We start from the raw sequence: 21,834 nt of genomic DNA on the forward strand, positions 1-21,834 counted from the left end.
GATGGATGAAGGTCTACGTTTTGCTATCCGTGAAGGTGGCCGTACAGTTGGTGCTGGTGTTGTTGCAACTATCGTTGCTTAATAGCAATTAGTGCATAACTAAGTACTAAAAAGGGAGCTTCGGCTCCCTTTTTTAATGCCTGCAGTTTCACTGGCTAACTATTTAAATTTTATACTTATACTTTTCCTCCCCACATATCCCTTATTGATAGCTAAATCATCTAATAAATACCTCACTGTAAGTGGTAATGAAAACCGTTCTTGTTTATATTTACTTTTAAATAAGTAATCAGTGAGTCGATCATGTACGTGTGTTTATGCCATGCAATATCCGATAAGAAGATCATGAAGTTAACGGTGGAACATAATCTGACTGATATTCGCGGCATTCGAGATATCACACCGCTAGGCTCACAATGCGGTAAATGTATTCGGCAAGCTAAGGTCATTATCGAACAGACGATTATCTCTAAGTACCAAAAAGCCAGTTAATCACGCCTTTTTCATCATGGGCTTTTTTGACACTCTTCGATTCGGTTCTATTCTTTTATGAACTGACAGAGGAGCGTTACTGCATGAAAGCTGATCCGAAAATTATCCAACACCTCAATAAAATACTCGGTAACGAGCTCGTTGCCATTAATCAGTATTTTCTTCATGCCAGGATGTATAAGGACTGGGGGCTGAAACACCTCGCCGATAAGGAATATCATGAATCTATCGACGAGATGAAGCATGCCGATCACCTAATAGAGCGGATCTTGTTCCTTGAAGGTCTTCCGAATTTACAAGATTTGGGCAAATTGAACATAGGTGAAGATACCCAAGAAATGATTGAGTGTGACTTGGCTTTAGAGATGGCTGCAATTCCAGATTTACGTAATGCTATCGAATACGCGGAAGGAGTAAGGGATTATGTCTCTCGGGATTTATTCCAAGACATCCTTGAAGACGAGGAAGAACATGTTGATTGGCTCGAAACACAACTAGGCTTGATAGATAAGGTGGGGATTGCCAATTATAATCAAGCGCAAATAGTCGATGATGATTGAGCTGTCATAAATGTGGTTTCTTTAGCACCATAATAAATCACTGTTTGACGTATATAAAAGAGGGCCATTGCTCTCTTTTTTGCTTTTTGGGATAAAGAAAATAAGCATGATATTTGAGGCTTTAACCTCCTTATGATTAATTTTCACACAAGGGTTGCGTTCTAAAATGTGATCTGTATAATGCATCGCACTGCCAGAGGTCACCATATCTTGTAGGCGCAGTTGTGAACCAATAAGCATTGAGGAAGAAGCTGTTTACAGCTTGAAAATGTATACTCTGACTTATGTTCGCAGTCATTAAATTGGCTGACAATGTATCCGATAGGGATGCTACGTTCACATAAATCAATCGGCATTCCCTCGTCTTGACGAGCGTGAGTGGCGATATTGTTTGTGTAATTTTTATTTGGAGCTCTGTCTCATGCAGAACCAACGTATTCGTATCCGCCTTAAGGCTTTCGATCACCGTTTGATCGATCAGTCAACTGCGGAAATCGTTGAAACAGCTAAGCGTACTGGCGCGCAGGTTAAGGGTCCAATCCCTCTTCCTACACGTAAAGAGCGTTTCACTGTTCTTATTTCTCCTCACGTTAATAAGGACGCACGTGACCAGTACGAAATTCGTACTCACAAGCGCCTTATCGACATCGTTGAGCCAACAGATAAAACTGTTGATGCTCTTATGCGTCTAGACCTTGCTGCTGGCGTTGATGTTCAGATCAGCCTAGGTTAAGGGGAGATAAGAGAATGATTGGTCTAATCGGTCGTAAAGTGGGCATGACCCGCATCTTTACCGAAGAAGGCGTTTCTATTCCAGTAACAGTGGTTGAAGTTGAAAACAACCGTGTAACTCAAGTTAAATCTCTTGAGTCAGACGGTTACAACGCAATCCAAGTAACTGCTGGAACTAAGAAAGCTAGCCGTGTTAATAAGCCAGAAGCAGGTCACTTTGCGAAAGCAGGTGTTGAAGCTGGTCGCGGTCTTTGGGAATTCCGTCTAGATAGTGGTGAAGAGTTTGCAGTTGGCGCTGAGCTAAACGTAGAACTGTTCAACGAAATTAAAAAAGTAGACGTTACTGGTACTTCTAAAGGTAAAGGTTTCCAAGGTGCTATTAAGCGCTGGAACTTCTCTACTCAAGATATGACCCATGGTAACTCCTTGTCTCACCGTGCTCCGGGTTCAATTGGCCAATGTCAAACTCCAGGTCGCGTATTTAAAGGCAAGAAAATGGCTGGTCACATGGGAGCTGAGCGTGTAACGACTCAAAACCTAGAGATCGTACGTGTTGACGCTGAGCGCAATCTGCTTCTTATTAAAGGTGCAGTACCAGGTGCTACAGGCGGTAACGTGATCGTAAAACCAGCTGTTAAAGCGTAACGTCGAGGAGTTAGTAATGGAATTGGTAGTCAAAGGCGCAGACGCGCTAACTGTCTCCGAAACTACTTTTGGGCGTGACTTCAATGAAGCGCTTGTACACCAAGTAGTTGTTGCTTTTGCAGCAGGTGCTCGTCAAGGTACACGCGCTCAGAAGACTCGTTCTGACGTTTCTGGTGGTGGTGCTAAACCATGGCGCCAGAAAGGTACAGGTCGCGCTCGAGCTGGTACAATCCGTAGCCCAATTTGGCGCTCGGGTGGTGTAACTTTTGCTGCACGTCCACAGGACCACAGCCAAAAAGTTAACAAAAAAATGTACCGTGGTGCTATGAAGAGCATTCTTTCTGAGCTAGTTCGTCAAGAGCGTTTAATCGTTGTTGATGAGTTCTCTCTAGAAGCACCAAAGACAAAGGCACTAGTTGCTAAGCTTAATGAGCTTGAGCTAACTGATGCACTGATCGTAACTGGCGAATTAGATGAGAATCTATTCCTTGCAGCACGTAACCTATACAAAGTAGACGTACGTGACGCAGCGGCAATCGACCCAGTTAGCTTGATCGCTTTCGATAAAGTTGTGATGACTGCAGCAGCAGTTAAAGCAGTTGAGGAGATGCTAGCATGATCACTGAAGAGCGTATTTTAAAAGTTCTACGTGCTCCGCACATCTCTGAAAAAGCTACAATGGCAGCTGAAAATGCGAACACTATCGTATTTAAAGTAGCTATGACAGCAACGAAGAAAGAGATTAAAGCAGCAGTTGAAAAACTGTTCGAAGTTGAAGTTAAGTCTGTTAATACTCTTATCACTAAGGGTAAGACCAAACGTCAAGGTATGCGCCAAGGCCGTCGTTCAGACGTGAAGAAAGCGTACGTTATCTTGAAAGAAGGTCAAGACATCGACTTCGCTGGTAGTGCAGAGTAAGACTAGGAGCTAAGAAGAATGGCTATTGTTAAATGTAAGCCGACTTCCCCGGGTCGTCGCCACGTAGTTAAAGTGGTTAACTCTGACCTGCATAAGGGTAAGCCGTACGCACCACTACTAGAGAAAAACTCTAAGTCTGGTGGTCGTAACAATAACGGTCGTATCACAGTACGTCACATCGGTGGTGGTAATAAACAACATTACCGTCTAATCGACTTTAAACGTACTAAAGATGGTATCCCAGCTAAAGTAGAGCGTTTGGAATATGATCCAAACCGTAGCGCAAACATCGCGCTAGTACTTTATGCTGACGGTGAACGCCGTTACATCATCGCGCCAAAAGGCATCCAAGCTGGTGATTCAATCCAGTCTGGCGTAGATGCTGCGATCAAAGTTGGTAACACGTTACCAATGCGCAACATCCCAGTAGGTTCAACAATTCACTGTGTTGAACTTAAGCCTGGTAAAGGTGCTCAGCTGGCTCGTTCAGCTGGTGCATACGCTCAGATCATTGCACGTACAGGCACATATGTGACTCTACGTCTACGTTCTGGTGAAATGCGTAAAGTTCTTGCTGAAGGTCGTGCGACTCTAGGTGAAGTTGGTAATGCAGAACACATGCTACGTGAGCTAGGTAAAGCTGGTGCTTCACGCTGGCGCGGTGTTCGCCCAACTGTACGTGGTGTTGTAATGAACCCAGTGGATCACCCACACGGTGGTGGTGAAGGTCGTACATCAGGCGGTCGTCACCCAGTATCACCTTGGGGTGTTCCAACTAAGGGTTTCAAAACTCGTAAGAACAAACGTACCGACAAGTACATCGTACGTCGTCGTAACAAGTAATTATAAAGAGGATACGCCATGCCACGTTCTCTCAAGAAAGGTCCATTTATTGACCTACACTTGCTGAAGAAGGTAGAGAAAGCGTTGGAAAGCGGTGACAAGAAGCCTGTAAAGACTTGGTCCCGTCGCTCAATGATCATTCCACAAATGATCGGTTTGACCATCGCTGTCCATAATGGTCGTCAGCACGTTCCTGTTTTCGTTTCTGAAGAAATGATCGGTCACAAGCTAGGCGAATTTGCACCAACACGTACTTACCGCGGTCACGCTGCGGATAAGAAAGCTAAAAAGCGCTAAGGAGTAAGTAATGGAAGCTATCGCTAAACATCGCTTTGCTCGCATTTCGCCGCAAAAAGCTCGTTTGGTTGCAGATCAACTGCGCGGTAAGCCAGTTGACCAAGCTCTAGAAATTCTTCAGTTCAGCAACAAGAAAGCTGCTGAACTGATCAAGAAAGTTCTAGAATCAGCTATCGCTAACGCAGAACACAACGAAGGCGCAGACATTGATGATCTTAATGTTGCTAAGATTTTCGTTGATGAAGGTCCTATCATGAAGCGTATTATGCCTCGTGCTAAAGGCCGTGCCGATCGCATCTTGAAGCGTTCTAGCCACATCACTGTTGTTGTAGCAGACCGCTAAGAGACTAGGAGAGAAAGCAATGGGTCAGAAAGTACATCCTAATGGTATTCGTCTAGGCATTTGTAAGCCTTGGAATACCACTTGGTTTGCTAACAGCCAAGAGTTCGCTGACAACCTAGACGGCGACTTCAAGGTACGTCAGTTTCTTACAAAAGAACTGAAAAAAGCATCTTTATCACGCATCGTTATCGAGCGTCCTGCTAAGAGCATCCGTGTGACTATTCACACTGCTCGTCCAGGCGTAGTAATCGGTAAGAAAGGCGAAGATGTAGAAAAACTACGCGCTGCAGTAGCTAAGATCGCGGGCGTTCCAGCTCAGATCAATATCTCTGAAGTACGTAAGCCAGAGCTAGACGGTCAATTAGTTGCAGACAGCATCGCGTCTCAACTAGAACGTCGTGTTATGTTCCGTCGCGCTATGAAGCGTGCAGTTCAAAACGCTATGCGTCTTGGCGCTAAGGGTATCAAAGTTGAAGTAAGTGGTCGTCTAGGCGGCGCTGAAATCGCACGTACTGAGTGGTACCGTGAAGGCCGTGTGCCTCTACACACTCTTCGTGCTGACATTGATTACGCAACTTCTTCGGCTCACACCCAATACGGTGTAATTGGCGTTAAAGTTTGGATCTTCAAAGGTGAAGTTCTAGGCGGCATGCCAGTTGAAGAGCCTAAGGCTGACAAGCCTAAGAAGCAGCGCAAAAGCCGTAAATAAGGAGTTTATTGATGCTGCAACCTAAACGCACTAAATTCCGCAAGACTTTTAAAGGTCGTAACCGCGGTTTAGCGAACGGTACTGACGTAAGCTTCGGTACATTTGGTCTTAAAGCTGTTGGTCGTGGTCGTTTGACTGCTCGCCAAATTGAAGCTGCTCGTCGTGCTATGACTCGTCATATCAAACGTCAAGGCCAGATCTGGATTCGTGTTTTCCCAGACAAACCTATTACATCTAAGCCTCTTGAAGTTCGTCAAGGTAAAGGTAAAGGTAACGTAGAATACTGGGTTGCTCAAATTCAACCAGGTAAAGTTCTATATGAAATGGATGGTGTTTCTGAAGATCTAGCTCGTGAAGCTTTTAAACTTGCTGCACGTAAGCTACCAATCAAGACAACATTTGTAACTAAGGCGGTGATGTGATGAACGCACAAGATCTGCGCGCGAAAAGCGTTGAAGAACTTAATGCTGAGCTTGTTGGCCTGCTACGTGAACAGTTTAACTTGCGCATGCAAGCTGCGACTGGTCAACTACAGCAGACTCACACTCTAAAAGCTGTACGTCGCGATATCGCACGTGTTAAAACCGTTCTGACTGAAAAGGCTGGCGCATAATGAGCGAAATTCGTACTCAGCTTGGTCGTGTTGTTAGCGACAAAGGCGATAAGTCTATTGTTGTTGCAATCGAGCGTAAAGTGAAGCACCCGATCTACGGTAAGTACATCACGCGCACGACTAAACTTCACGCACATGACGAAAACAACGAGTGTGGCCTAGGCGATACTGTTGAAGTTCGTGAGTGTCGTCCAATGTCTAAGACTAAGTCTTGGTCACTGGTACGTGTAGTTGAAAAAGCTCGCGGTTAAGCGAACTTAGCAACTAACTAAACAAACGGCCCTGAGAAAGTTTGGGGTCGTTTATTTTTTGTCTACCCATCGGTCGAAAATGGTGTTATCATTCGCCGCCTTTGAAGAAAAGGCATATCGATCCGAAAGGGTTTAGATGTTTTAAAATAAGCGGAGCACTAACATGATCCAAATGCAAAGTACGCTTGAAGCAGCCGATAACTCCGGCGCTCGTCGCGTAATGTGTATTAAGGTTCTGGGTGGTTCTCACCGTCGCTATGCACATATCGGTGACATCATCAAAGTTACTGTGAAGGAAGCAATTCCTCGCGGTAAAGTTAAGAAAGGTGATGTTCTGAAGGCGGTGGTTGTACGCACCCGTAAAGGCGTTCGTCGTCCAGACGGCTCTGTCATTCGCTTTGACCGTAATGCTTGCGTACTGTTGAACGACACAAGTGAGCAACCAATCGGTACTCGTATTTTTGGCCCTGTGACGCGTGAACTTCGTAACTCGAAATTCATGAAAATTGTGTCACTAGCGCCTGAAGTACTGTAAGGAGCGATCAAAATGGCAGCAAAAATCCGTCGTAACGACGAAATTATCGTTCTTGTTGGTAAAGATAAAGGCAAGAAAGGTAAGGTAACTAAGGTTTTAGCAACCGGTAAAGTTATCGTTGAAGGTATCAACATGGTTAAGAAACACCAGAAGCCTGTACCGGCAATGGGTGTTCAAGGCGGCATCGTAGAGCAAGAAGCTGCGATTGACGTATCAAATGTTGCTATCGTTAACGGTCAAGGTAATGCGGACCGTGTAGGCTTCCGATTTGAAGACGACAAAAAAGTTCGTTTCTTTAAGTCGACTGGCGAAACTATCAAGTAAGTTTGGAGTAGTACTATGGCGAAACTGCATGATTACTACAAAGAGTCTATTGTAAAAGAGCTTTCTGAAAAGTTCGATTACAAGAGCATCATGCAAGTCCCAAGGATCGAAAAAATCACACTTAACATGGGTGTGGGCGAAGCGATCAACGACAAGAAGCTTTTAGAGAACGCTGCTGCTGACATGACTGCTATTGCAGGTCAGAAGCCGCTAATCACTAAAGCTCGTAAGTCTGTTGCTGGCTTTAAGATCCGTGAGGGCTACCCGATTGGCTGTAAAGTAACCTTACGTGGCGAGCGTATGTGGGACTTTTTCGAGCGTCTAATTTCAATTGCTGTACCTCGTATTCGAGATTTCCGTGGTCTTAACCCGAAATCATTCGATGGTCGTGGTAACTACAGCATGGGCGTTCGCGAGCAGATTATCTTCCCAGAAATCGACTACGACAAAGTAGATCGAGTGCGTGGTCTTGATATTACTATCACGACTACAGCAGCATCTGATGAAGAAGCTCATGCTCTGCTTTCTGCTTTTAACTTCCCATTCCGTAAGTAAAAGTAAGGGTTACTAATGGCTAAAGAATCGATGAAGGCGCGTGAAACTAAACGCGCTAAGCTAGTAGCTAAGTTCGCTGAGAAGCGTGCTGCGCTAAAAGCACTAATTAATGACGTGAACACGTCTGAAGACGACCGCTGGAATGCAGTTCTTAAGCTTCAGTCACTTCCACGTGATTCTAGTCCTTCTCGTCAGCGTAACCGCTGTAACCAGACAGGACGCCCGCACGGCTACCTACGTAAGTTTGGTCTATGCCGTATCAAGGTTCGCGAAACTTGCATGAAAGGCGAGATTCCGGGTCTACGTAAGGCAAGCTGGTAATTTACTTACCAATTTAGAATCACGGAGTATTGACTTATGAGCATGCAAGATCCGATTTCGGATATGCTGACCCGCATTCGTAACGGTCAGGCAGCGCAAAAAGTTGCTGTTAAAATGCCATCTTCTAAGCAGAAAGTTGCAATTGCTGCACTTCTAAAAGAAGAAGGTTTCGTGGCTGACTACACTGTTACTGGTGAAGTTAAGCCTGAGCTAGAAGTTACACTTAAGTACTTCGAAGCTAACCCAGTTATCGAGCAAATCCAACGTGTATCACGTCCTGGTCTGCGCATCTACAAGAAAAAAGATGCTCTACCTTCAGTGATGGGTGGCCTTGGTGTTGCTGTTATTTCCACTTCCAAGGGTCTTATGACCGACCGCGCTGCACGCAAAGCGGGTCTTGGCGGTGAGATTATCTGCTACGTAGCTTAATAGGAGTAGGACATGTCTCGTGTTGCAAAAGCACCTGTAGTAATTCCTGCTGGCGTAGAAGTTAAACTTAACGGTCAGGAAATCACTGTGAAAGGCGGTAAAGGCGAACTAGTTCGTGTTATCAACCAAGCAGTAGTTTTAACCCAGGAAGAGAACACCATTACATTCGGTCCTCGTGAAGGTATCGATAAAGCTTGGGCACAAGCAGGTACTGCTCGTGCACTAGTTAACAACATGGTTGTTGGTGTTACCGAAGGTTTCACTAAGAAGCTGATTCTTAAAGGTGTAGGTTACCGTGCTGCTATCAAAGGCAACGCTGTAGGTCTAACCCTTGGCTTCTCTCACCCAGTTGAGCACGAATTGCCGGAAGGTATCAAAGCTGAATGTCCATCACAAACTGAAATCGTACTTACCGGTACTGATAAGCAGTTAGTTGGTCAAGTAGCTGCAGATATTCGCGCTTACCGTAGCCCTGAACCTTATAAAGGTAAAGGTGTTCGTTACGCAGATGAAAATGTGCGTACTAAAGAAGCTAAGAAGAAGTAAGGTAACACTATGGATAAGAAAGCATCTCGTATCCGTCGTGCGACCCGTGCACGTCGTAAGATTGCTGAACTGGGCGTTACACGCCTAGTTGTACACCGCACTCCACGTCACGTGTACGCTCAGGTTATCGCACCTAATGGCTCCGAGGTTATCGCTGCCGCTTCTACCGTAGAAAAAGCGATCCGCGAGCAAGTTAAGAGTACCGGTAACAAGGACGCTGCTACAGCTGTAGGTAAAGCTATTGCTGAGCGCGCGATTGAAAAAGGCATCTCTAACGTTGCATTCGATCGCTCTGGTTTCCAATACCACGGCCGTGTAGCTGCACTAGCAGAAGCTGCTCGTGAAGCTGGTCTGAAATTCTAAGGTAGGCGGAAGATGGCTAACGAAAAAACTCAATCAGATTTGGCTGAAAAGCTGATCGCTGTTAACCGTGTTTCAAAAACGGTTAAAGGTGGTCGTATTTTCAGCTTTACTGCACTAACAGTAGTTGGTGACGGTAACGGTCGCATCGGTTTTGGTTACGGCAAGGCACGTGAAGTTCCTGCTGCAATCCAGAAAGCGATGGAAAAAGCACGCCGTAACATGGTTACTGTTGCGCTAAACGACGGTACTCTACACCACGCTGTTAAAGGTCGCCACACTGGTTCTAAAGTGTACATGCAACCTGCATCAGAAGGTACTGGTATCATCGCTGGCGGTGCAATGCGTGCAGTGCTAGAGGTTGCGGGTATCCGTAACGTACTAGCTAAAGCATACGGTTCTACTAACCCAATCAACGTTGTTCGCGCAACAATTGATGGTCTAAGTGGAATGAACTCTCCAGAAATGATCGCTGCTAAGCGTGGTCTTTCTATCAAAGAAATTCTGGAGTAATCGACATGGCTAAGACTATTAAAGTAACACAGACAAAGAGCTCTATCGGTCGTTTACCGAAGCATAAAGCATCTTTGCGTGGCTTAGGCCTTCGTCGTATCAACCACACTGTTGAACTTGAAGATACTGCTTGCGTACGCGGCATGATCGCTAAAGTTTACTACATGGTTAAAGTTGAGGAGTAATCAGAATGCGTTTGAATACTCTATCACCGGCTGCGGGTTCTAAGCCTTCTGCGAAGCGCGTAGGTCGTGGTATCGGTTCAGGTCTGGGCAAAACTGGTGGCCGCGGTCACAAAGGTCAGAAATCACGTTCAGGTGGTTCTGTGCGTCCAGGCTTCGAAGGCGGTCAAATGCCTTTGAAACAGCGTCTACCAAAATTCGGTTTTACATCTCGTAAGAGCTTGGTAACAGCTGAAGTTCGCCTAGCTGAGCTAGCGAATGTTGAAAGTGACGTAGTTGATCTAAACAGCCTAAAAGCTGCGAACATCATCACTAAGAACATCCTTTTTGTTAAAGTTGTTCTTTCTGGTGAGATCGCACGCTCTGTGACTGTTAAAGGTCTTCGCGTGACTAAAGGCGCAAAAGCTGCAATCGAAGCTGCAGGCGGTAAAATCGAGGAATAATTAACTCGAGGATGAGGTACAGATGGCTAAACAACCAGGACAAGATTTTCGTAGCGCACAAGGTGGCCTAGCAGAGCTTAAGACTCGCCTATTATTCGTAATAGGAGCTATCTTAATTTTCCGAGCTGGCTCTTTTGTGCCTATTCCTGGTATTGACGCTGCTGTACTTGCCGATCTGTTCGAACAGCAAAAGGGTACCATCATTGAACTGTTTAACATGTTCTCTGGTGGTGCACTTGAGCGTGCATCAATCTTAGCATTGGGCATCATGCCGTATATATCGGCATCGATCATTGTTCAATTGCTAACGGTTGTTCACCCGGCGTTAGCCGAGTTGAAAAAGGAAGGAGAGTCTGGTCGTCGTAAGATTAGCCAGTACACTCGTTACGGCACGCTTGTTTTGGCAACCTTCCAAGCAATTGGTATTGCGACGGGGTTACCAAGTATGATTCCAGGCCTGGTGGTTAACCCTGGGCTTGGTTTCTACTTTGTTGCGGTTGTGAGTTTGGTTACCGGTACCATGTTCTTAATGTGGTTAGGTGAGCAAGTTACAGAGCGCGGCATTGGTAACGGTATATCTTTGATTATTTTCACTGGTATCGTTGCTGGTTTGCCACCGGCTATTGGACAGACCGTAGAGCAAGCACGTCAAGGTGAATTGCACGTACTTCTTCTACTGTTAATTGCAGTTATTTCTTTCGCTGTAATTTACTTTGTAGTGTTCATGGAACGTGGTCAACGTCGTATCGTCGTTAACTACGCCAAGCGTCAACAAGGCCGTCGTGTCTTTGCTGCGCAGAGCACTCACTTGCCGTTGAAAATCAACATGGCAGGTGTTATTCCAGCGATTTTTGCATCAAGCATCATTTTGTTTCCAGGCACACTTGCACAGTGGTTTGGTCAAAATGAAAGCCTAGGTTGGCTAAGTGAAATTTCACTGGCTTTAAGCCCAGGTCAACCGCTTTATGTAATGCTTTATGCTGCTGCGATTATTTTCTTCTGTTTCTTCTATACCGCGTTGGTGTTTAACCCTCGCGAGACAGCTGATAACTTGAAGAAGTCTGGTGCGTTCGTACCTGGTATTCGCCCGGGTGAGCAGACTGCGAAATATATCGATAAAGTGATGACACGTTTAACCCTAGCGGGTGCAATGTACATTACCTTTATATGTCTGATCCCCGAGTTCATGATGATTGCATGGAACGTACGCTTCTATTTTGGCGGTACGTCGCTACTAATCGTAGTTGTAGTAATCATGGACTTCATGGCTCAAGTTCAGACACTTTTGATGTCTCAACAATATGAGTCTGTTTTGAAAAAGGCTAATCTTAAAGGCTCAGGCCGTTAAGACTGGTTATTCCATTTACGGAGTTTAGCAATGAAAGTTCGTGCTTCCGTTAAGAAAATCTGCCGTAACTGTAAAGTTATCAAGCGCAACGGTGTTGTGCGTGTAATTTGCAGCGAGCCAAAGCATAAACAACGCCAAGGCTAATTAGCAGAAATATTTCTTGCAAATTGAAGATAGGTTGGCTAAATTAGCCAACCATCTTTTGTGTGTGCAAAAGAATTGTACCCCCGCTGCGTATCCTACACGGGCTTTGCAGCGGTTATTCTTGAAAAGTACTAGGAGTGAATAGTGGCCCGTATTGCAGGCATTAACATTCCTGATCATAAACATTCTGTAATCGCTTTAACAGCGATCTACGGCATCGGTAAAACCCGTTCTCAAGCTATTCTAGCTGAAGTGGGTATTGCTGAAGATGTTAAGATCAGTGAACTGAATGAAGAGCAGATCGATCAACTGCGTGATGGTGTAGCTAAGTACACTGTAGAAGGTGATCTACGTCGTGAAGTTTCCATGAACATCAAGCGTCTTATGGACCTTGGCTGTTACCGTGGTCTTCGTCATCGTCGCAGTCTACCACTACGTGGACAGCGTACTAAAACCAACGCTCGTACCCGTAAGGGTCCGCGCAAGCCGATCAAAAAATAATCGGATAAGGTAGAGTACAATGGCAAAACAACCAACTCGCGCGCGTAAGCGCGTACGTAAGCAAGTAGCTGATGGCGTTGCGCATATTCATGCTTCTTTCAACAACACAATCGTAACCATTACTGACCGTCAAGGTAATGCTCTTTCATGGGCAACTGCAGGTGGTTCTGGTTTCCGTGGTTCTCGTAAATCTACTCCGTTCGCTGCACAGGTTGCTGCTGAGCGTTGTGGTGAAATGGCCAAAGAATATGGCGTTAAGAACCTAGAAGTTATGGTTAAGGGCCCTGGTCCTGGTCGTGAGTCTACAATCCGCGCTCTAAACGCAGCGGGTTTCCGTATCACTAACATTGTTGATGCGACTCCGATCCCTCATAACGGTTGTCGTCCACCTAAGAAACGTCGCGTATAACGTTTCGTTTTTAGGAAAACTGGAGAAAGAACATGGCAAGATATTTGGGTCCTAAGCTGAAGCTTAGCCGTCGCGAAGGTACTGACTTATTCCTTAAGTCTGGTGTTCGCGCGATTGATACCAAGTGTAAGATTGATAACGCGCCGGGCCAGCATGGTGCTCGTCGTGGCCGTCTATCTGATTACGGCGTTCAGCTTCGTGAGAAGCAGAAAGTTCGTCGTACATATGGCGTACTAGAAAAACAATTCCGTAACTACTACCAAGAAGCTGCTCGCATTAAGGGCAACACAGGTGAAAACCTGCTTCAACTTCTTGAAGGTCGTCTAGATAACGTAGTTTACCGTATGGGCTTTGGTGCAACTCGCGCTGAATCTCGTCAACTGGTAAGCCACAAAGCGATCCTAGTTAACGGTCAAGTCGTAAACGTTCCTTCTTTCAAGGTAGCGGCTAACGACGTTGTTAGCATTCGTGAGAAAGCTAAGAACCAAGCACGCATCAAAGCAGCTCTAGAAGTTGCTACGCAGCGTGAACTACCGACTTGGGTCGAAGTAGACAACAGCAAAATGGAAGGTACGTTCAAGCGTCTTCCAGAGCGTTCTGATTTGTCTGCCGACATCAATGAACACCTGATCGTCGAGCTTTACTCTAAGTAAGGCTATAGTTAAGAGAGGACACAATGCAGGGTTCTGTAACAGAATTTCTTAAGCCACGTCTTGTTGATATCGAACAAGTTAACACGACGCATGCAAAAGTAACTCTAGAGCCACTAGAGCGTGGTTTTGGCCACACTTTAGGTAACGCTCTTCGTCGTATTTTACTTTCTTCTATGCCGGGTTGTGCCGTAACTGAAGTTGAAATCGACGGTGTGTTACACGAGTACAGCACCAAAGAGGGAGTACAGGAAGATGTTCTTGAGATCCTTCTAAACCTTAAAGGTCTAGCCGTTAAGGTTGAGGGTAAAGACGAAGTTATCCTTACTCTGAACAAATCTGGTGCAGGCCCTGTTGTTGCAGGTGACATCACCCACGACGGTGATGTTGAGATTGCGAACTCAGAACACGTAATCTGCCACCTAACTGATGACAATGCTGATATCAGCATGCGCATCAAGGTAGAGCGTGGTCGTGGCTATGTACCAGCATCTGCTCGTATTCACACTGAAGAAGATGAGCGTCCAATTGGTCGTCTGTTAGTTGATTCAACTTTCAGCCCAGTTGACCGTATCGCTTACTCTGTAGAGGCAGCTCGCGTTGAACAACGTACTGACCTAGACAAATTAGTAATCGATATGGAGACAAACGGTACGCTTGATCCTGAGGAAGCTATCCGTCGCGCAGCAACTATTCTTGCTGAGCAACTGGATGCATTCGTAGATCTACGTGATGTACGAGTTCCTGAAGAGAAAGAAGAAAAGCCAGAGTTCGATCCGATCCTACTGCGTCCTGTAGACGATCTTGAACTAACTGTTCGCTCTGCTAACTGTTTGAAAGCAGAAGCGATCCATTACATCGGTGATCTTGTTCAGCGCACTGAGGTTGAGCTACTTAAAACGCCAAACCTTGGTAAGAAGTCTTTAACAGAAATTAAAGACGTGCTGGCATCTCGTGGTCTGTCTCTAGGCATGCGCCTAGAAAACTGGCCGCCAGCATCAATCGCTGAAGATTAATAGTTACTGATATCTAGTTAGAAGGATTAGGTCATGCGCCATCGTAAGAGTGGTCGTCAACTCAACCGCAACAGCAGTCATCGCAAAGCGATGTTCAGCAACATGGCTAGCTCTCTGGTACGTCACGAACTTATCAAGACTACCTTGCCTAAGGCAAAAGAGCTACGTCGCGTAATTGAGCCGTTGATTACCCTAGCTAAGACAGACAGTGTTGCTAACCGTCGTCTTGCATTCGCTCGTACTCGTGATAACGAGATCGTTGCGAAACTATTTAACGAATTAGGTCCACGTTTCGCTCAACGCCCAGGCGGTTACACTCGCATTCTTAAATGCGGTTTCCGTACTGGCGATAAAGCCCCAATGGCTTACATTGAGCTTGTAGATCGTCCTGCAAAGGAAGAAGCTGCTGCTGAATAAGCACTAGCCGTTAAATTAAAAAGAGCCGAGTCTTAGACTCGGCTTTTTTTTTGCATTGAATTTCTTGATAGCATAAGGAGTTTGATGTGGTTTATTTACTACTTGATAGTTCAGGTTTTGGCGGCATTGAAAGCCATGTTCTACAATTGGCTCGCTTACTGAAAAGCAAGCAGCAAGCGGTTACCGTTGTTTTTATGCGTCATTATGTTGATCACCCTCTCTATCAGCAATTAGATGTAGCAGCTATCCCTTTTCATTTCTTGCATGCTTATGGAAAAAAACGTCATTCTGCATACTCTTTTGCGAAGCAATTGAACCGCAATGATGTGCTGCATGCTCATGGTTACAAAGCGTCTATTTTTATCCGCGCCCTTCGATTTTTTACTACTTCCACTATCGTCACTACATTTCATGCAGGTGAAACATCATTTGGCCGCGTTGCGATCTATGAATGGTGTAATCGTGTCTCTAGCTTTATGTCGTATAATCTTGCTGTTAGCCAAGCGATACAATCTTCGATTCCAGCTCAGTGTGAGCTACTTTCTAATTTTGTGCCTGTTTCCAACAATGTAGAGTGCTTACCGTTTGGCAAGCCGCGTCGTTTGCAGGTGGGGTTTGTTGGGCGGTTGTGCGCTGTAAAAGGGATTGATCGGTTTTTATGGCTAGCGGCTCAAAATGATGGATGTGATTACCATGTTTTCGGTGATGGCGAAGATGTTGAATTGCTCCAGAGTATTGAGAGCCTGAGCGCTAAATTCTCTATTCATTGGCATGGTCGAGTTGATGATATGGCTGAACATTGGCATGCGTTAGATATTTTACTGATGCCTTCACGTGCAGAAGGCTTACCTATGGCCGCATTAGAAGCCATGTCGCATGGAGTGATTACTATCGCGACCGATGTTGGGGATCTTGCTCGTTTATTACCAAACAACTGTATTGTTGAACAATCAAAATGGAAGACCTTGGCTGACACGGTCAAGACTTTTGATAACGACAAAGCTTTGGCCTTGGATGTTGCCATTAAGCAACAGCAACATATTAAGGATACTTATAGCTGTGAAGCTCGATGGCCGCAATTGAAAGCTATTTATCAACTAACAGAGTAATTCACTATCAGGTTTAGTGGTGGCTATGGCAGTAGCTAATGCTAACTAACGTTTTATCATCGGCAGTCATGGGGGCGTTGTATTGCCACAATTCTTGGTGGCGTTGTTCGGGGGTAAGATCTGTTAATAGCCTAAGAGCTTTCTTATTCCACTCCGATTCCGCTAGACCATCACTATAGCAATGGATGCTGGCACCTGAACTCAATGTGTTTAGCCATGGCTCATCATCTATTTCATCAAATAGCCCTAGCAATCCAGAGGTTTGTTGAATCTCATCGCTTTGCTTTTGTGAACAATACAAAGGTGCTGGCATACCCGCGTTGAAACACGCAACTTGGCCATCTTTTTGCAAATGGATCAGCATTAAGCACAGTAGATGCTGCGATTGGCTTAGATACAGCCTGGTATTGAGGTGCTGGTAAAGCTGGGCCGGACTAATGTCATCATTTTCCAACAGCCCACTAATATAACCTAACCATACTGCGCCATTGGCTTTCGCTATAGCGCCGTGTCCCATGTGATCACCTAAGATGACTAACGTCGTGCCGTCAGCCAGGCTATGTTGCATTACAAAGTCTCCACTGCTTTCTGCTTGTTGGCTGATTTCGATGTGCCAGTGGGTTACTTCTGTTTGACGTATAGGTAGCGGAAGACATAAAGCCAGTTGTTGCTCGAATTGTAATTGGTATTGAGTGGTAAGGTGAAGATGCCTTTCTAGTACACGCTGGATAACGCCTAGTAAATGAGGTTTATTGATTGGTTTCAGTAAGTAGTCATCAATGGCTGATTGCCCTGCCAGTTCTATGCTATCAGCTAGGCTGTCACCAGAGATAAAAACAAAGGGTAATATTGCATGTCTTCGTTGCTGTTTGACGTGATCACGGAAGGTGATCCCACTCATGATAGGCATGTGAAAATCAGTTAATACAAGGTCACAATGATTATGAGTCAGCCATTCAATTGCTTCTGTTGCTTGGCTAAAAATAGTGAGCTGATAATTATCTTCAAGGAAGTGCGCTAAAAGCTTCAACTGGCTTTGGCTGTCATCAACAATTAATAGATGCTGTTTTTGCTTTTGATTAGACAGGTAAAACGTAATTATATTGGTATCGTTTGATGTTCGGTAATCAAAATTAGCAAAGGTAGCTTTGATAATAGCAAGCCCCATACCTGACTCGCTCAACATATTGGGGAGATCAGCAGCGTTGATCATTGCGTTCAGCTCCTCCCATGGAGAACCATTATCATGAATTTCTAGGCAGTCTCCTTGCTTGTTTCTTCCGTAGCGAATTGTGATGGTGCTGGGTGGCTGTGGAGGATGTTTCAGTAAATTAGTACTATATTCACTACATACGAGTTGTAATTGCTGTAAACGAGTAGGGTTAATGTCTAGCGCTGCTGCTTTATCAGTGAAAAGACTACGAATATGACTCAGCGTCGAGTAGTTAAGTTGAAAGCGGCGTTGCAGCAATACTTGATCCATTACTGATACTTACCTTGTAATAATGGATTGGTTTGTAAGTAGTTTCTGATTTGCTGTTTCATTATTTTGGGCAACCACTTCGCTTTGTTTTCCATAACCCGTCGTATCTCTTCTGCTAATGTTGGATTAATTTGATCGTTAATTAAGGTCCCGATTAAATCTACATTCCCTTGTTCAAGGCGCTGGACACTTGCGAGCACTTCGCTTTCGGTTGTTTTACCTGCAGCAATACACAAGATAGTGCCATTACTTGCATGACTGATAGAGGCAATAGCAAGATTTCGCCAATTGGCTGTATTGATATTGCCTACATCACAGATGATGTACTGATAGTCATCAAGCCATTGCTTAACCGCTGCGGCGAGTATTTGTGGTTGGCGCAGCTCTAAAATTGTTTGTTGTGATTGAGGCTGCGGTAATAAATCGAGCTCCTTACTTAACACTCTGATGTGTTTGGAAAAGTCTGCAGCCTGACACGACCAATCGGCTTTGGGGTAACCTTGACCTGATCCAGCAAGATCGAGGTCGATCAGCAATGTCTTCGGCTGATCGGCGGATAAACGTTGTGCCAGCCAATAGGCTTGCGTTGAGGTGCCACAGCCTGAACTGGCACCAGCAAAGGTAATAATACGGCATTGACGTTGATGGATTTGTTGAAAGAGTTGGTCAAATTCCTGACTTAGCCACGGCTTCATAATGCAGCTCCTAATACGACCAAAGTGACGATGCCGAGTGCATCGCGGAGTGTTTGACGAAGTTGTGAAGCGGTCGAGTCATCTTCACTAGGTACATAAACTGTGTCGCCAGGCCGCAACAATGGCAAGGGGGATTGGCCTGGATTTTTGACGTATCCCCGTAAATCGAAGGTCTGTGCTTGATCGCCACAGCAAGAGGTATTCACTATCATGATGCGTTCGATATACGCGGTATCTTTGGGACCGCCCGCTTCGGCTAATAGATCTAAGATATTCATTTGATTATTAAAGGCATAGCGACCGGGCTTATTGACTGAACCCATCAGGCGAACCACCCGTTCAGCGGGTTTATCTAGCCAGTTACCTTGTTCTTTAGGGACATAGATAACATCGCCTGGTACCACGCGGGGCAGTAATGTCTCATCGCCTGTTTCAAAATACAGCGAAAGATTCAGTTTGGTGACTTTACTGGTGTTGCCGCTACGGTGACTGATGCGGATCTGACGAAGATCGGCCTCGCCGTTAGGGCCATCAGCCGCTGAGAGAATATCGAGAAAGCCTAATTCGCGATTGAAGGCGTAGCGTCCAGGTGCGCCGACTTGGCCAAAGACGTAAATAGAGTCATCTGCAGATTGGCGGATCCAACTAGATTTGTTGTCGGTCGGATCATGGGGTAATTCGTCAATTACGATTGTATCGCCAGTCGCTAGCCGAGGAAGCCCCGCAAAACTTCCCCCTTCGGTAATGAAGTTATCGAGATCGAAATAAAGGACATTCTCTTGTGCTTGATGATGTTCTTTAATGATACGAATGTTGGTGATATTGGCTTCTTTAGTTGGGCCGCCAGCCATTGCGAGTACATCAAGGAATGTCATACTTGCATTCCAATTAAATCTGCCAGGTGCTTTAACCGCACCGATGACTTTGACTGCGTCTGTATCGGCAACAGCATCAATTTGCGGTAAGAAAATCACATCGCCAGCCACCACTTTGGGGAGCAGGGCTTCATTACCTGTTTTAAAGTAACGTGCCAAGTTAAAGCGACTGACTTTGGTGGTTTTTCCGTCACGGTGAGTGATCAGTACTTCTTGAATATCGGCTTCACCTGTTGGGCCATCGGCAGCAGAGAGAATATCGAGAAATCCTTGATCGTTGTTGAATGCATATCGACCAGGAGCACCGACCTGGCCAAATATATAGATAGAGTCTTGTGCTGATTGACGTAACCAGCTGGCTTTATTATCGCTAGGGTCGTGTGGGAGCTCATCGAAGATAATGGTATCACCCGCTTGAAGCAGAGGAAGTTGGCTGTTTGGTTTGTTTTTTTTGGTGAAATCTTCAAAGTTGAAGGTGATTATTCTCGCTTCATCGGCGGCAGCACTTTCGCGCACAATACGAATATTCGAGAGGTTCGTTTGTTGTTTTGGTCCGCCTGCATGTGCGAGTAAATCCATGAAGCTCATGGTGTCATTCCACTCAAAACGCCCAGGATTGTTGACGGCTCCGATGATCTTGATAGCACGATCATTGGTCACTTTAAGCCATGATTTTTCATTAAAATCAATTTTCTCGGGAATGAAAATGACATCGCCTGGCATCATTGTCGGCAGGGTGTATTGATCGGGTGCTTGGGTGTATTTCACCAAGTTAATCGCAATAGCGGGTTTGGTATTGCTCAATAATTTTATTTGGGTGGTATCAGCAAATCGGGTTGGGCCACCTGCGTTGGCGAGTACATCGATAAACCCTGTACCAGCACTGCTTTCATAGGCGCCGGGAGCTTGTACTTCCCCCATGACATAGACGGTACGAGAGGTGGTATTAATATCTTCAACTTCTATTGGCGCAAAAATGGTGGTACCAGGCTTGATTGGAGGGAGGTTAGTGGTATCGCCACTGTCTAAATAGGCTTTAAGATCGAATTGATAGGGAACATTATCGGTGATCACTCGGATCTTGGTTACATCTGCATAGCGTGTGACCCCATCGGCTCGCATAATGGCATCAACCACTGTCATGTCGGGCTTATAGCTGAATGTGCCAGGATTGCGGAGTTCACCAAAAATGGTGAGTCCTTGCGCCTCATCGGCATCGCCTCCCTCGCGTAAAGAGGCGGCATCAAAATTCACCTCTATGTTGCCAAGTAATGGCGAGGTAGGTACGAAAATCGTATCCCCCCCTTTTAAAGCGGGCAGAGGTTGTGCTTGTTTACCATCAAGATAGGCTTTGTAGTCAAACACAATTGACTTATCGCCACGGATTAACTTGAACTGATCTAGCTGTGCGCCGGGTCTCGCACCGCCCGCTGCGGCGAGTGCCATTTGAACATTACTGTCTGGTTTTAATGAGACCATTCCTGGCTTTTCAACATAGCCGAGAACTTTTACCCGCAATAGGTGCTCCATAATCCGCAGCTCGAATTCATCTAGATTTCGGTAGATCACCTGGAGGAGCAGTCTGATTTTTTGCTCTGCTTGTGGAACCGTTAACCCTGCGACGGCGACGAGCCCCACTTCAGGAAGTAAAAGTTGCCCTTGATCGTCGATAGTAAAAGGATCCTCAAAATCACTTTCGCCTGGTAGCTGAAGGTATACGCGATCCCCAGCAGTCAAGGTCGTGGCTTGCACGCTCATAACTGGGAGGATGAGTAATACGATCAACAGCAGGAATCTCATAATGACTCCTTCACTGCATGCCAATCTTGCAGCGAGTAAACACGGTGCTGCGAACGGGTGTGATGCTCGACTAGAACCACGGCTTCCACTTTTCGGTTACTCAAACGTTCAGTTCTTGATGTTGGATCTTCAACTGAAGATTTTTCTCCTGCACTAAAGATGGCAATTTGCTTAGGTTCAACCCCTAGCTCAATTAAGAAGCGTTTGACGGTATCAGCGCGGCGCATACCGAGGTCGTCGTTATAAGATTCAGTGCCGAGAGTGTCGGTGAATCCAGTGAGCTGAAGGTGCCAATGGTTCTGACGTTTGAGTATTGAGGCGGCGCGGCGCAGGGCTTGCTGATAGTCTGGCAGTAACTGAGTGCGGTTAAAGGCAAACTGATTGTCTATTTTCATTAAGACTAAGAATTTATCGCGCAATTCCACTTCGGAGTAATGTGGGTTCAAACATAAGGTGTGGTATTCCAACCAGTCCATTTGCTGTTGGATTTTGGCAAATTGCGTTTGATATTGCAGCAGGGTGATATCTGCATCGTCATCAAAGCCCGCTTTTGCTTCTTGGCGTGCTTTGCTATAGAGATTCTCTAATGTTTGATATTGGCCGGGAAGACAAGATTTTGCTCCACGGGTTGCCAGGATCTGTAATTCAAAATCATGATGCTCTAGTTCAAGCCATTGCTCGGTTTTCGGGGGGGAATAGGGATTATCTCCAGCCGCGGGCCAACTAGAGCATCCATTGAGCATGAGCGCAGTCATAAAAAAAGATAGTCTGACCAT

The 21,834-nt window shown here is 45.5% G+C and carries 36 protein-coding genes; 32 read left to right on the plus strand and 4 right to left on the minus strand.

Annotation, left to right across the window (positions count from 1 at the left end; all coding sequences use genetic code 11):
- The 32 genes from ASV53_RS08220 to ASV53_RS08380 all read left to right on the plus strand — a co-directional run.
- Positions 1 to 82 (plus strand): EF-Tu C-terminal domain-related protein (locus tag ASV53_RS08220; protein ID WP_094956752.1); only part of this gene is annotated, 82 nt, incomplete at its 5' end.
- Between the two features lie 221 nt (positions 83 to 303).
- Complete coding sequence (locus ASV53_RS08225) at positions 304 to 492, plus strand: (2Fe-2S)-binding protein (RefSeq protein ID WP_094956753.1); 189 nt, start codon at positions 304 to 306, stop codon at positions 490 to 492.
- Positions 493 to 575: 83 nt separating this feature from the next.
- Complete coding sequence (gene bfr / locus ASV53_RS08230; RefSeq protein ID WP_062690096.1) at positions 576 to 1,052, plus strand: bacterioferritin; 477 nt, start codon at positions 576 to 578, stop codon at positions 1,050 to 1,052.
- A 421-nt stretch (positions 1,053 to 1,473) separates the two neighbouring features.
- Positions 1,474 to 1,785 (plus strand): 30S ribosomal protein S10, encoded by a 312-nt coding sequence (gene rpsJ / locus ASV53_RS08240; protein WP_002541412.1) that lies wholly within the window; start codon positions 1,474 to 1,476, stop codon positions 1,783 to 1,785.
- 14 nt (positions 1,786 to 1,799) lie between these two features.
- The gene (gene rplC / locus ASV53_RS08245) at positions 1,800 to 2,429 is read left to right on the plus strand and encodes a 50S ribosomal protein L3 (protein ID WP_048900841.1); all 630 of its coding nucleotides are present in this window, start codon (positions 1,800 to 1,802) and stop codon (positions 2,427 to 2,429) included.
- A gap of 16 nt (positions 2,430 to 2,445) precedes the next feature.
- On the plus strand, positions 2,446 to 3,048 hold the full coding sequence (rplD, locus tag ASV53_RS08250; protein WP_048900842.1) for a 50S ribosomal protein L4: 603 nt from the start codon (positions 2,446 to 2,448) through the stop codon (positions 3,046 to 3,048).
- On the plus strand, positions 3,045 to 3,347 hold the full coding sequence (gene rplW, locus ASV53_RS08255) for a 50S ribosomal protein L23 (protein ID WP_062690092.1): 303 nt from the start codon (positions 3,045 to 3,047) through the stop codon (positions 3,345 to 3,347). The genes rplD and rplW overlap by 4 nt, the downstream gene beginning before the upstream one ends.
- A gap of 18 nt (positions 3,348 to 3,365) precedes the next feature.
- The gene (gene rplB / locus ASV53_RS08260; RefSeq protein WP_094956755.1) at positions 3,366 to 4,190 is read left to right on the plus strand and encodes a 50S ribosomal protein L2; all 825 of its coding nucleotides are present in this window, start codon (positions 3,366 to 3,368) and stop codon (positions 4,188 to 4,190) included.
- 18 nt (positions 4,191 to 4,208) lie between these two features.
- Positions 4,209 to 4,487, plus strand: a complete 279-nt coding sequence (gene rpsS / locus ASV53_RS08265; protein WP_005302795.1) for a 30S ribosomal protein S19 — start codon at positions 4,209 to 4,211, stop codon at positions 4,485 to 4,487.
- A gap of 10 nt (positions 4,488 to 4,497) precedes the next feature.
- On the plus strand, positions 4,498 to 4,830 hold the full coding sequence (rplV, locus tag ASV53_RS08270; RefSeq protein WP_094956756.1) for a 50S ribosomal protein L22: 333 nt from the start codon (positions 4,498 to 4,500) through the stop codon (positions 4,828 to 4,830).
- A gap of 19 nt (positions 4,831 to 4,849) precedes the next feature.
- Positions 4,850 to 5,539, plus strand: coding sequence for a 30S ribosomal protein S3 (rpsC, locus tag ASV53_RS08275; RefSeq protein ID WP_062690089.1), 690 nt, complete (start codon positions 4,850 to 4,852; stop codon positions 5,537 to 5,539).
- 11 nt (positions 5,540 to 5,550) lie between these two features.
- Complete coding sequence (rplP, locus tag ASV53_RS08280) at positions 5,551 to 5,961, plus strand: 50S ribosomal protein L16 (protein ID WP_062690087.1); 411 nt, start codon at positions 5,551 to 5,553, stop codon at positions 5,959 to 5,961.
- On the plus strand, positions 5,961 to 6,152 hold the full coding sequence (gene rpmC, locus ASV53_RS08285) for a 50S ribosomal protein L29 (protein WP_048900848.1): 192 nt from the start codon (positions 5,961 to 5,963) through the stop codon (positions 6,150 to 6,152). The genes rplP and rpmC overlap by 1 nt, the downstream gene beginning before the upstream one ends.
- Positions 6,152 to 6,403: a 30S ribosomal protein S17 gene (gene rpsQ, locus ASV53_RS08290; RefSeq protein ID WP_062690085.1), complete on the plus strand. Its 252-nt coding sequence runs from the start codon at positions 6,152 to 6,154 to the stop codon at positions 6,401 to 6,403. Before rpmC ends, rpsQ begins: the two co-directional genes overlap by 1 nt.
- A 163-nt stretch (positions 6,404 to 6,566) precedes the next feature.
- Positions 6,567 to 6,938, plus strand: coding sequence for a 50S ribosomal protein L14 (rplN, locus tag ASV53_RS08295; protein WP_062690083.1), 372 nt, complete (start codon positions 6,567 to 6,569; stop codon positions 6,936 to 6,938).
- A gap of 12 nt (positions 6,939 to 6,950) precedes the next feature.
- On the plus strand, positions 6,951 to 7,262 hold the full coding sequence (gene rplX, locus ASV53_RS08300; protein WP_062690081.1) for a 50S ribosomal protein L24: 312 nt from the start codon (positions 6,951 to 6,953) through the stop codon (positions 7,260 to 7,262).
- 15 nt (positions 7,263 to 7,277) lie between these two features.
- Positions 7,278 to 7,817 carry a 50S ribosomal protein L5 gene (rplE, locus tag ASV53_RS08305; RefSeq protein ID WP_062690079.1) on the plus strand — a complete coding sequence of 180 codons (540 nt, stop codon included), beginning with the start codon at positions 7,278 to 7,280 and terminating at the stop codon, positions 7,815 to 7,817.
- A gap of 15 nt (positions 7,818 to 7,832) precedes the next feature.
- Positions 7,833 to 8,138, plus strand: a complete 306-nt coding sequence (rpsN, locus tag ASV53_RS08310) for a 30S ribosomal protein S14 (protein WP_062690077.1) — start codon at positions 7,833 to 7,835, stop codon at positions 8,136 to 8,138.
- Positions 8,139 to 8,174: 36 nt separating this feature from the next.
- Positions 8,175 to 8,567, plus strand: coding sequence for a 30S ribosomal protein S8 (gene rpsH / locus ASV53_RS08315; RefSeq protein ID WP_062690075.1), 393 nt, complete (start codon positions 8,175 to 8,177; stop codon positions 8,565 to 8,567).
- Between the two features lie 12 nt (positions 8,568 to 8,579).
- The gene (rplF, locus tag ASV53_RS08320; protein WP_062690074.1) at positions 8,580 to 9,113 is read left to right on the plus strand and encodes a 50S ribosomal protein L6; all 534 of its coding nucleotides are present in this window, start codon (positions 8,580 to 8,582) and stop codon (positions 9,111 to 9,113) included.
- Positions 9,114 to 9,122: 9 nt separating this feature from the next.
- On the plus strand, positions 9,123 to 9,476 hold the full coding sequence (rplR, locus tag ASV53_RS08325) for a 50S ribosomal protein L18 (RefSeq protein WP_048900856.1): 354 nt from the start codon (positions 9,123 to 9,125) through the stop codon (positions 9,474 to 9,476).
- Between the two features lie 12 nt (positions 9,477 to 9,488).
- Positions 9,489 to 9,986: a 30S ribosomal protein S5 gene (gene rpsE, locus ASV53_RS08330; protein ID WP_062690072.1), complete on the plus strand. Its 498-nt coding sequence runs from the start codon at positions 9,489 to 9,491 to the stop codon at positions 9,984 to 9,986.
- A 5-nt stretch (positions 9,987 to 9,991) separates the two neighbouring features.
- Positions 9,992 to 10,171, plus strand: coding sequence for a 50S ribosomal protein L30 (gene rpmD / locus ASV53_RS08335; protein WP_048900858.1), 180 nt, complete (start codon positions 9,992 to 9,994; stop codon positions 10,169 to 10,171).
- 5 nt (positions 10,172 to 10,176) lie between these two features.
- Entirely contained in the window at positions 10,177 to 10,611 is a 435-nt protein-coding gene (rplO, locus tag ASV53_RS08340) for a 50S ribosomal protein L15 (protein ID WP_094956757.1), read from the plus strand.
- Positions 10,612 to 10,633: 22 nt separating this feature from the next.
- The gene (secY, locus tag ASV53_RS08345) at positions 10,634 to 11,959 is read left to right on the plus strand and encodes a preprotein translocase subunit SecY (protein ID WP_062690068.1); all 1,326 of its coding nucleotides are present in this window, start codon (positions 10,634 to 10,636) and stop codon (positions 11,957 to 11,959) included.
- A 30-nt stretch (positions 11,960 to 11,989) separates the two neighbouring features.
- On the plus strand, positions 11,990 to 12,103 hold the full coding sequence (gene rpmJ / locus ASV53_RS08350; RefSeq protein ID WP_000868186.1) for a 50S ribosomal protein L36: 114 nt from the start codon (positions 11,990 to 11,992) through the stop codon (positions 12,101 to 12,103).
- A gap of 144 nt (positions 12,104 to 12,247) precedes the next feature.
- Positions 12,248 to 12,604 carry a 30S ribosomal protein S13 gene (gene rpsM, locus ASV53_RS08355; protein WP_094956758.1) on the plus strand — a complete coding sequence of 119 codons (357 nt, stop codon included), beginning with the start codon at positions 12,248 to 12,250 and terminating at the stop codon, positions 12,602 to 12,604.
- Between the two features lie 19 nt (positions 12,605 to 12,623).
- Positions 12,624 to 13,013: a 30S ribosomal protein S11 gene (gene rpsK / locus ASV53_RS08360; RefSeq protein WP_005370963.1), complete on the plus strand. Its 390-nt coding sequence runs from the start codon at positions 12,624 to 12,626 to the stop codon at positions 13,011 to 13,013.
- Between the two features lie 32 nt (positions 13,014 to 13,045).
- On the plus strand, positions 13,046 to 13,666 hold the full coding sequence (gene rpsD, locus ASV53_RS08365; protein WP_062690064.1) for a 30S ribosomal protein S4: 621 nt from the start codon (positions 13,046 to 13,048) through the stop codon (positions 13,664 to 13,666).
- A 23-nt stretch (positions 13,667 to 13,689) separates the two neighbouring features.
- On the plus strand, positions 13,690 to 14,679 hold the full coding sequence (locus ASV53_RS08370; RefSeq protein WP_062690062.1) for a DNA-directed RNA polymerase subunit alpha: 990 nt from the start codon (positions 13,690 to 13,692) through the stop codon (positions 14,677 to 14,679).
- Between the two features lie 33 nt (positions 14,680 to 14,712).
- Positions 14,713 to 15,096: a 50S ribosomal protein L17 gene (rplQ, locus tag ASV53_RS08375; RefSeq protein WP_094956759.1), complete on the plus strand. Its 384-nt coding sequence runs from the start codon at positions 14,713 to 14,715 to the stop codon at positions 15,094 to 15,096.
- 86 nt (positions 15,097 to 15,182) lie between these two features.
- Complete coding sequence (locus tag ASV53_RS08380) at positions 15,183 to 16,205, plus strand: glycosyltransferase family 4 protein (protein WP_094956760.1); 1,023 nt, start codon at positions 15,183 to 15,185, stop codon at positions 16,203 to 16,205.
- A gap of 13 nt (positions 16,206 to 16,218) precedes the next feature.
- On the opposite strand, the gene ASV53_RS08385 is transcribed toward ASV53_RS08380, so the two are convergent.
- Genes ASV53_RS08385 through ASV53_RS08400 form a run of 4 tightly spaced genes read right to left on the minus strand, consistent with a single transcriptional unit; the run spans position 16,219 to position 21,834 of the window.
- Complete coding sequence (locus tag ASV53_RS08385) at positions 16,219 to 17,688, minus strand: response regulator (RefSeq protein ID WP_094956761.1); 1,470 nt, start codon at positions 17,686 to 17,688, stop codon at positions 16,219 to 16,221.
- Positions 17,688 to 18,383, minus strand: coding sequence for a P-loop NTPase family protein (locus ASV53_RS08390; protein WP_094956762.1), 696 nt, complete (start codon positions 18,381 to 18,383; stop codon positions 17,688 to 17,690). The genes ASV53_RS08385 and ASV53_RS08390 overlap by 1 nt, the downstream gene beginning before the upstream one ends.
- Positions 18,380 to 21,058: an SLBB domain-containing protein gene (locus ASV53_RS08395; protein ID WP_094956763.1), complete on the minus strand. Its 2,679-nt coding sequence runs from the start codon at positions 21,056 to 21,058 to the stop codon at positions 18,380 to 18,382. The genes ASV53_RS08390 and ASV53_RS08395 overlap by 4 nt, the downstream gene beginning before the upstream one ends.
- Positions 21,055 to 21,834 carry an OmpA family protein gene (locus ASV53_RS08400; RefSeq protein WP_094956764.1) on the minus strand — a complete coding sequence of 260 codons (780 nt, stop codon included), beginning with the start codon at positions 21,832 to 21,834 and terminating at the stop codon, positions 21,055 to 21,057. The genes ASV53_RS08395 and ASV53_RS08400 overlap by 4 nt, the downstream gene beginning before the upstream one ends.

Origin of the sequence: Photobacterium sanguinicancri, from assembly GCF_002265265.1 — a bacterium.
In the GTDB taxonomy this organism is placed as follows: Bacteria; Pseudomonadota; Gammaproteobacteria; order Enterobacterales; family Vibrionaceae; genus Photobacterium; species Photobacterium sanguinicancri.

What these genes read in the sequence shown, in the direction of transcription:
- ASV53_RS08225 (WP_094956753.1), top strand. Translation starts at nt 304, where the DNA reads ATGTACGTGTGTTTATGCCATGCAATATCCGATAAGAAGATCATGAAG.
- rpsK (WP_005370963.1), top strand. Translation starts at nt 12,624, where the DNA reads ATGGCAAAACAACCAACTCGCGCGCGTAAGCGCGTACGTAAGCAAGTA.
- secY (WP_062690068.1), top strand. Translation starts at nt 10,634, where the DNA reads ATGGCTAAACAACCAGGACAAGATTTTCGTAGCGCACAAGGTGGCCTA.
- rpmC (WP_048900848.1), top strand. Translation starts at nt 5,961, where the DNA reads ATGAACGCACAAGATCTGCGCGCGAAAAGCGTTGAAGAACTTAATGCT.
- rplC (WP_048900841.1), top strand. Translation starts at nt 1,800, where the DNA reads ATGATTGGTCTAATCGGTCGTAAAGTGGGCATGACCCGCATCTTTACC.
- rplP (WP_062690087.1), top strand. Translation starts at nt 5,551, where the DNA reads ATGCTGCAACCTAAACGCACTAAATTCCGCAAGACTTTTAAAGGTCGT.
- rpsQ (WP_062690085.1), top strand. Translation starts at nt 6,152, where the DNA reads ATGAGCGAAATTCGTACTCAGCTTGGTCGTGTTGTTAGCGACAAAGGC.
- ASV53_RS08395 (WP_094956763.1), bottom strand. Translation starts at nt 21,058, where the DNA reads ATGAGATTCCTGCTGTTGATCGTATTACTCATCCTCCCAGTTATGAGC.
- ASV53_RS08370 (WP_062690062.1), top strand. Translation starts at nt 13,690, where the DNA reads ATGCAGGGTTCTGTAACAGAATTTCTTAAGCCACGTCTTGTTGATATC.
- rplQ (WP_094956759.1), top strand. Translation starts at nt 14,713, where the DNA reads ATGCGCCATCGTAAGAGTGGTCGTCAACTCAACCGCAACAGCAGTCAT.
- rpsN (WP_062690077.1), top strand. Translation starts at nt 7,833, where the DNA reads ATGGCTAAAGAATCGATGAAGGCGCGTGAAACTAAACGCGCTAAGCTA.
- rpsH (WP_062690075.1), top strand. Translation starts at nt 8,175, where the DNA reads ATGAGCATGCAAGATCCGATTTCGGATATGCTGACCCGCATTCGTAAC.
- rpsS (WP_005302795.1), top strand. Translation starts at nt 4,209, where the DNA reads ATGCCACGTTCTCTCAAGAAAGGTCCATTTATTGACCTACACTTGCTG.
- rpsC (WP_062690089.1), top strand. Translation starts at nt 4,850, where the DNA reads ATGGGTCAGAAAGTACATCCTAATGGTATTCGTCTAGGCATTTGTAAG.
- ASV53_RS08390 (WP_094956762.1), bottom strand. Translation starts at nt 18,383, where the DNA reads ATGAAGCCGTGGCTAAGTCAGGAATTTGACCAACTCTTTCAACAAATC.
- rpsJ (WP_002541412.1), top strand. Translation starts at nt 1,474, where the DNA reads ATGCAGAACCAACGTATTCGTATCCGCCTTAAGGCTTTCGATCACCGT.
- rpsD (WP_062690064.1), top strand. Translation starts at nt 13,046, where the DNA reads ATGGCAAGATATTTGGGTCCTAAGCTGAAGCTTAGCCGTCGCGAAGGT.
- rpmJ (WP_000868186.1), top strand. Translation starts at nt 11,990, where the DNA reads ATGAAAGTTCGTGCTTCCGTTAAGAAAATCTGCCGTAACTGTAAAGTT.
- rplE (WP_062690079.1), top strand. Translation starts at nt 7,278, where the DNA reads ATGGCGAAACTGCATGATTACTACAAAGAGTCTATTGTAAAAGAGCTT.
- rplX (WP_062690081.1), top strand. Translation starts at nt 6,951, where the DNA reads ATGGCAGCAAAAATCCGTCGTAACGACGAAATTATCGTTCTTGTTGGT.
- bfr (WP_062690096.1), top strand. Translation starts at nt 576, where the DNA reads ATGAAAGCTGATCCGAAAATTATCCAACACCTCAATAAAATACTCGGT.
- rplD (WP_048900842.1), top strand. Translation starts at nt 2,446, where the DNA reads ATGGAATTGGTAGTCAAAGGCGCAGACGCGCTAACTGTCTCCGAAACT.
- ASV53_RS08385 (WP_094956761.1), bottom strand. Translation starts at nt 17,688, where the DNA reads ATGGATCAAGTATTGCTGCAACGCCGCTTTCAACTTAACTACTCGACG.
- rplV (WP_094956756.1), top strand. Translation starts at nt 4,498, where the DNA reads ATGGAAGCTATCGCTAAACATCGCTTTGCTCGCATTTCGCCGCAAAAA.
- rpmD (WP_048900858.1), top strand. Translation starts at nt 9,992, where the DNA reads ATGGCTAAGACTATTAAAGTAACACAGACAAAGAGCTCTATCGGTCGT.
- ASV53_RS08400 (WP_094956764.1), bottom strand. Translation starts at nt 21,834, where the DNA reads ATGGTCAGACTATCTTTTTTTATGACTGCGCTCATGCTCAATGGATGC.
- rplR (WP_048900856.1), top strand. Translation starts at nt 9,123, where the DNA reads ATGGATAAGAAAGCATCTCGTATCCGTCGTGCGACCCGTGCACGTCGT.
- rplO (WP_094956757.1), top strand. Translation starts at nt 10,177, where the DNA reads ATGCGTTTGAATACTCTATCACCGGCTGCGGGTTCTAAGCCTTCTGCG.
- rplN (WP_062690083.1), top strand. Translation starts at nt 6,567, where the DNA reads ATGATCCAAATGCAAAGTACGCTTGAAGCAGCCGATAACTCCGGCGCT.
- rpsE (WP_062690072.1), top strand. Translation starts at nt 9,489, where the DNA reads ATGGCTAACGAAAAAACTCAATCAGATTTGGCTGAAAAGCTGATCGCT.
- rplF (WP_062690074.1), top strand. Translation starts at nt 8,580, where the DNA reads ATGTCTCGTGTTGCAAAAGCACCTGTAGTAATTCCTGCTGGCGTAGAA.
- rplB (WP_094956755.1), top strand. Translation starts at nt 3,366, where the DNA reads ATGGCTATTGTTAAATGTAAGCCGACTTCCCCGGGTCGTCGCCACGTA.
- rplW (WP_062690092.1), top strand. Translation starts at nt 3,045, where the DNA reads ATGATCACTGAAGAGCGTATTTTAAAAGTTCTACGTGCTCCGCACATC.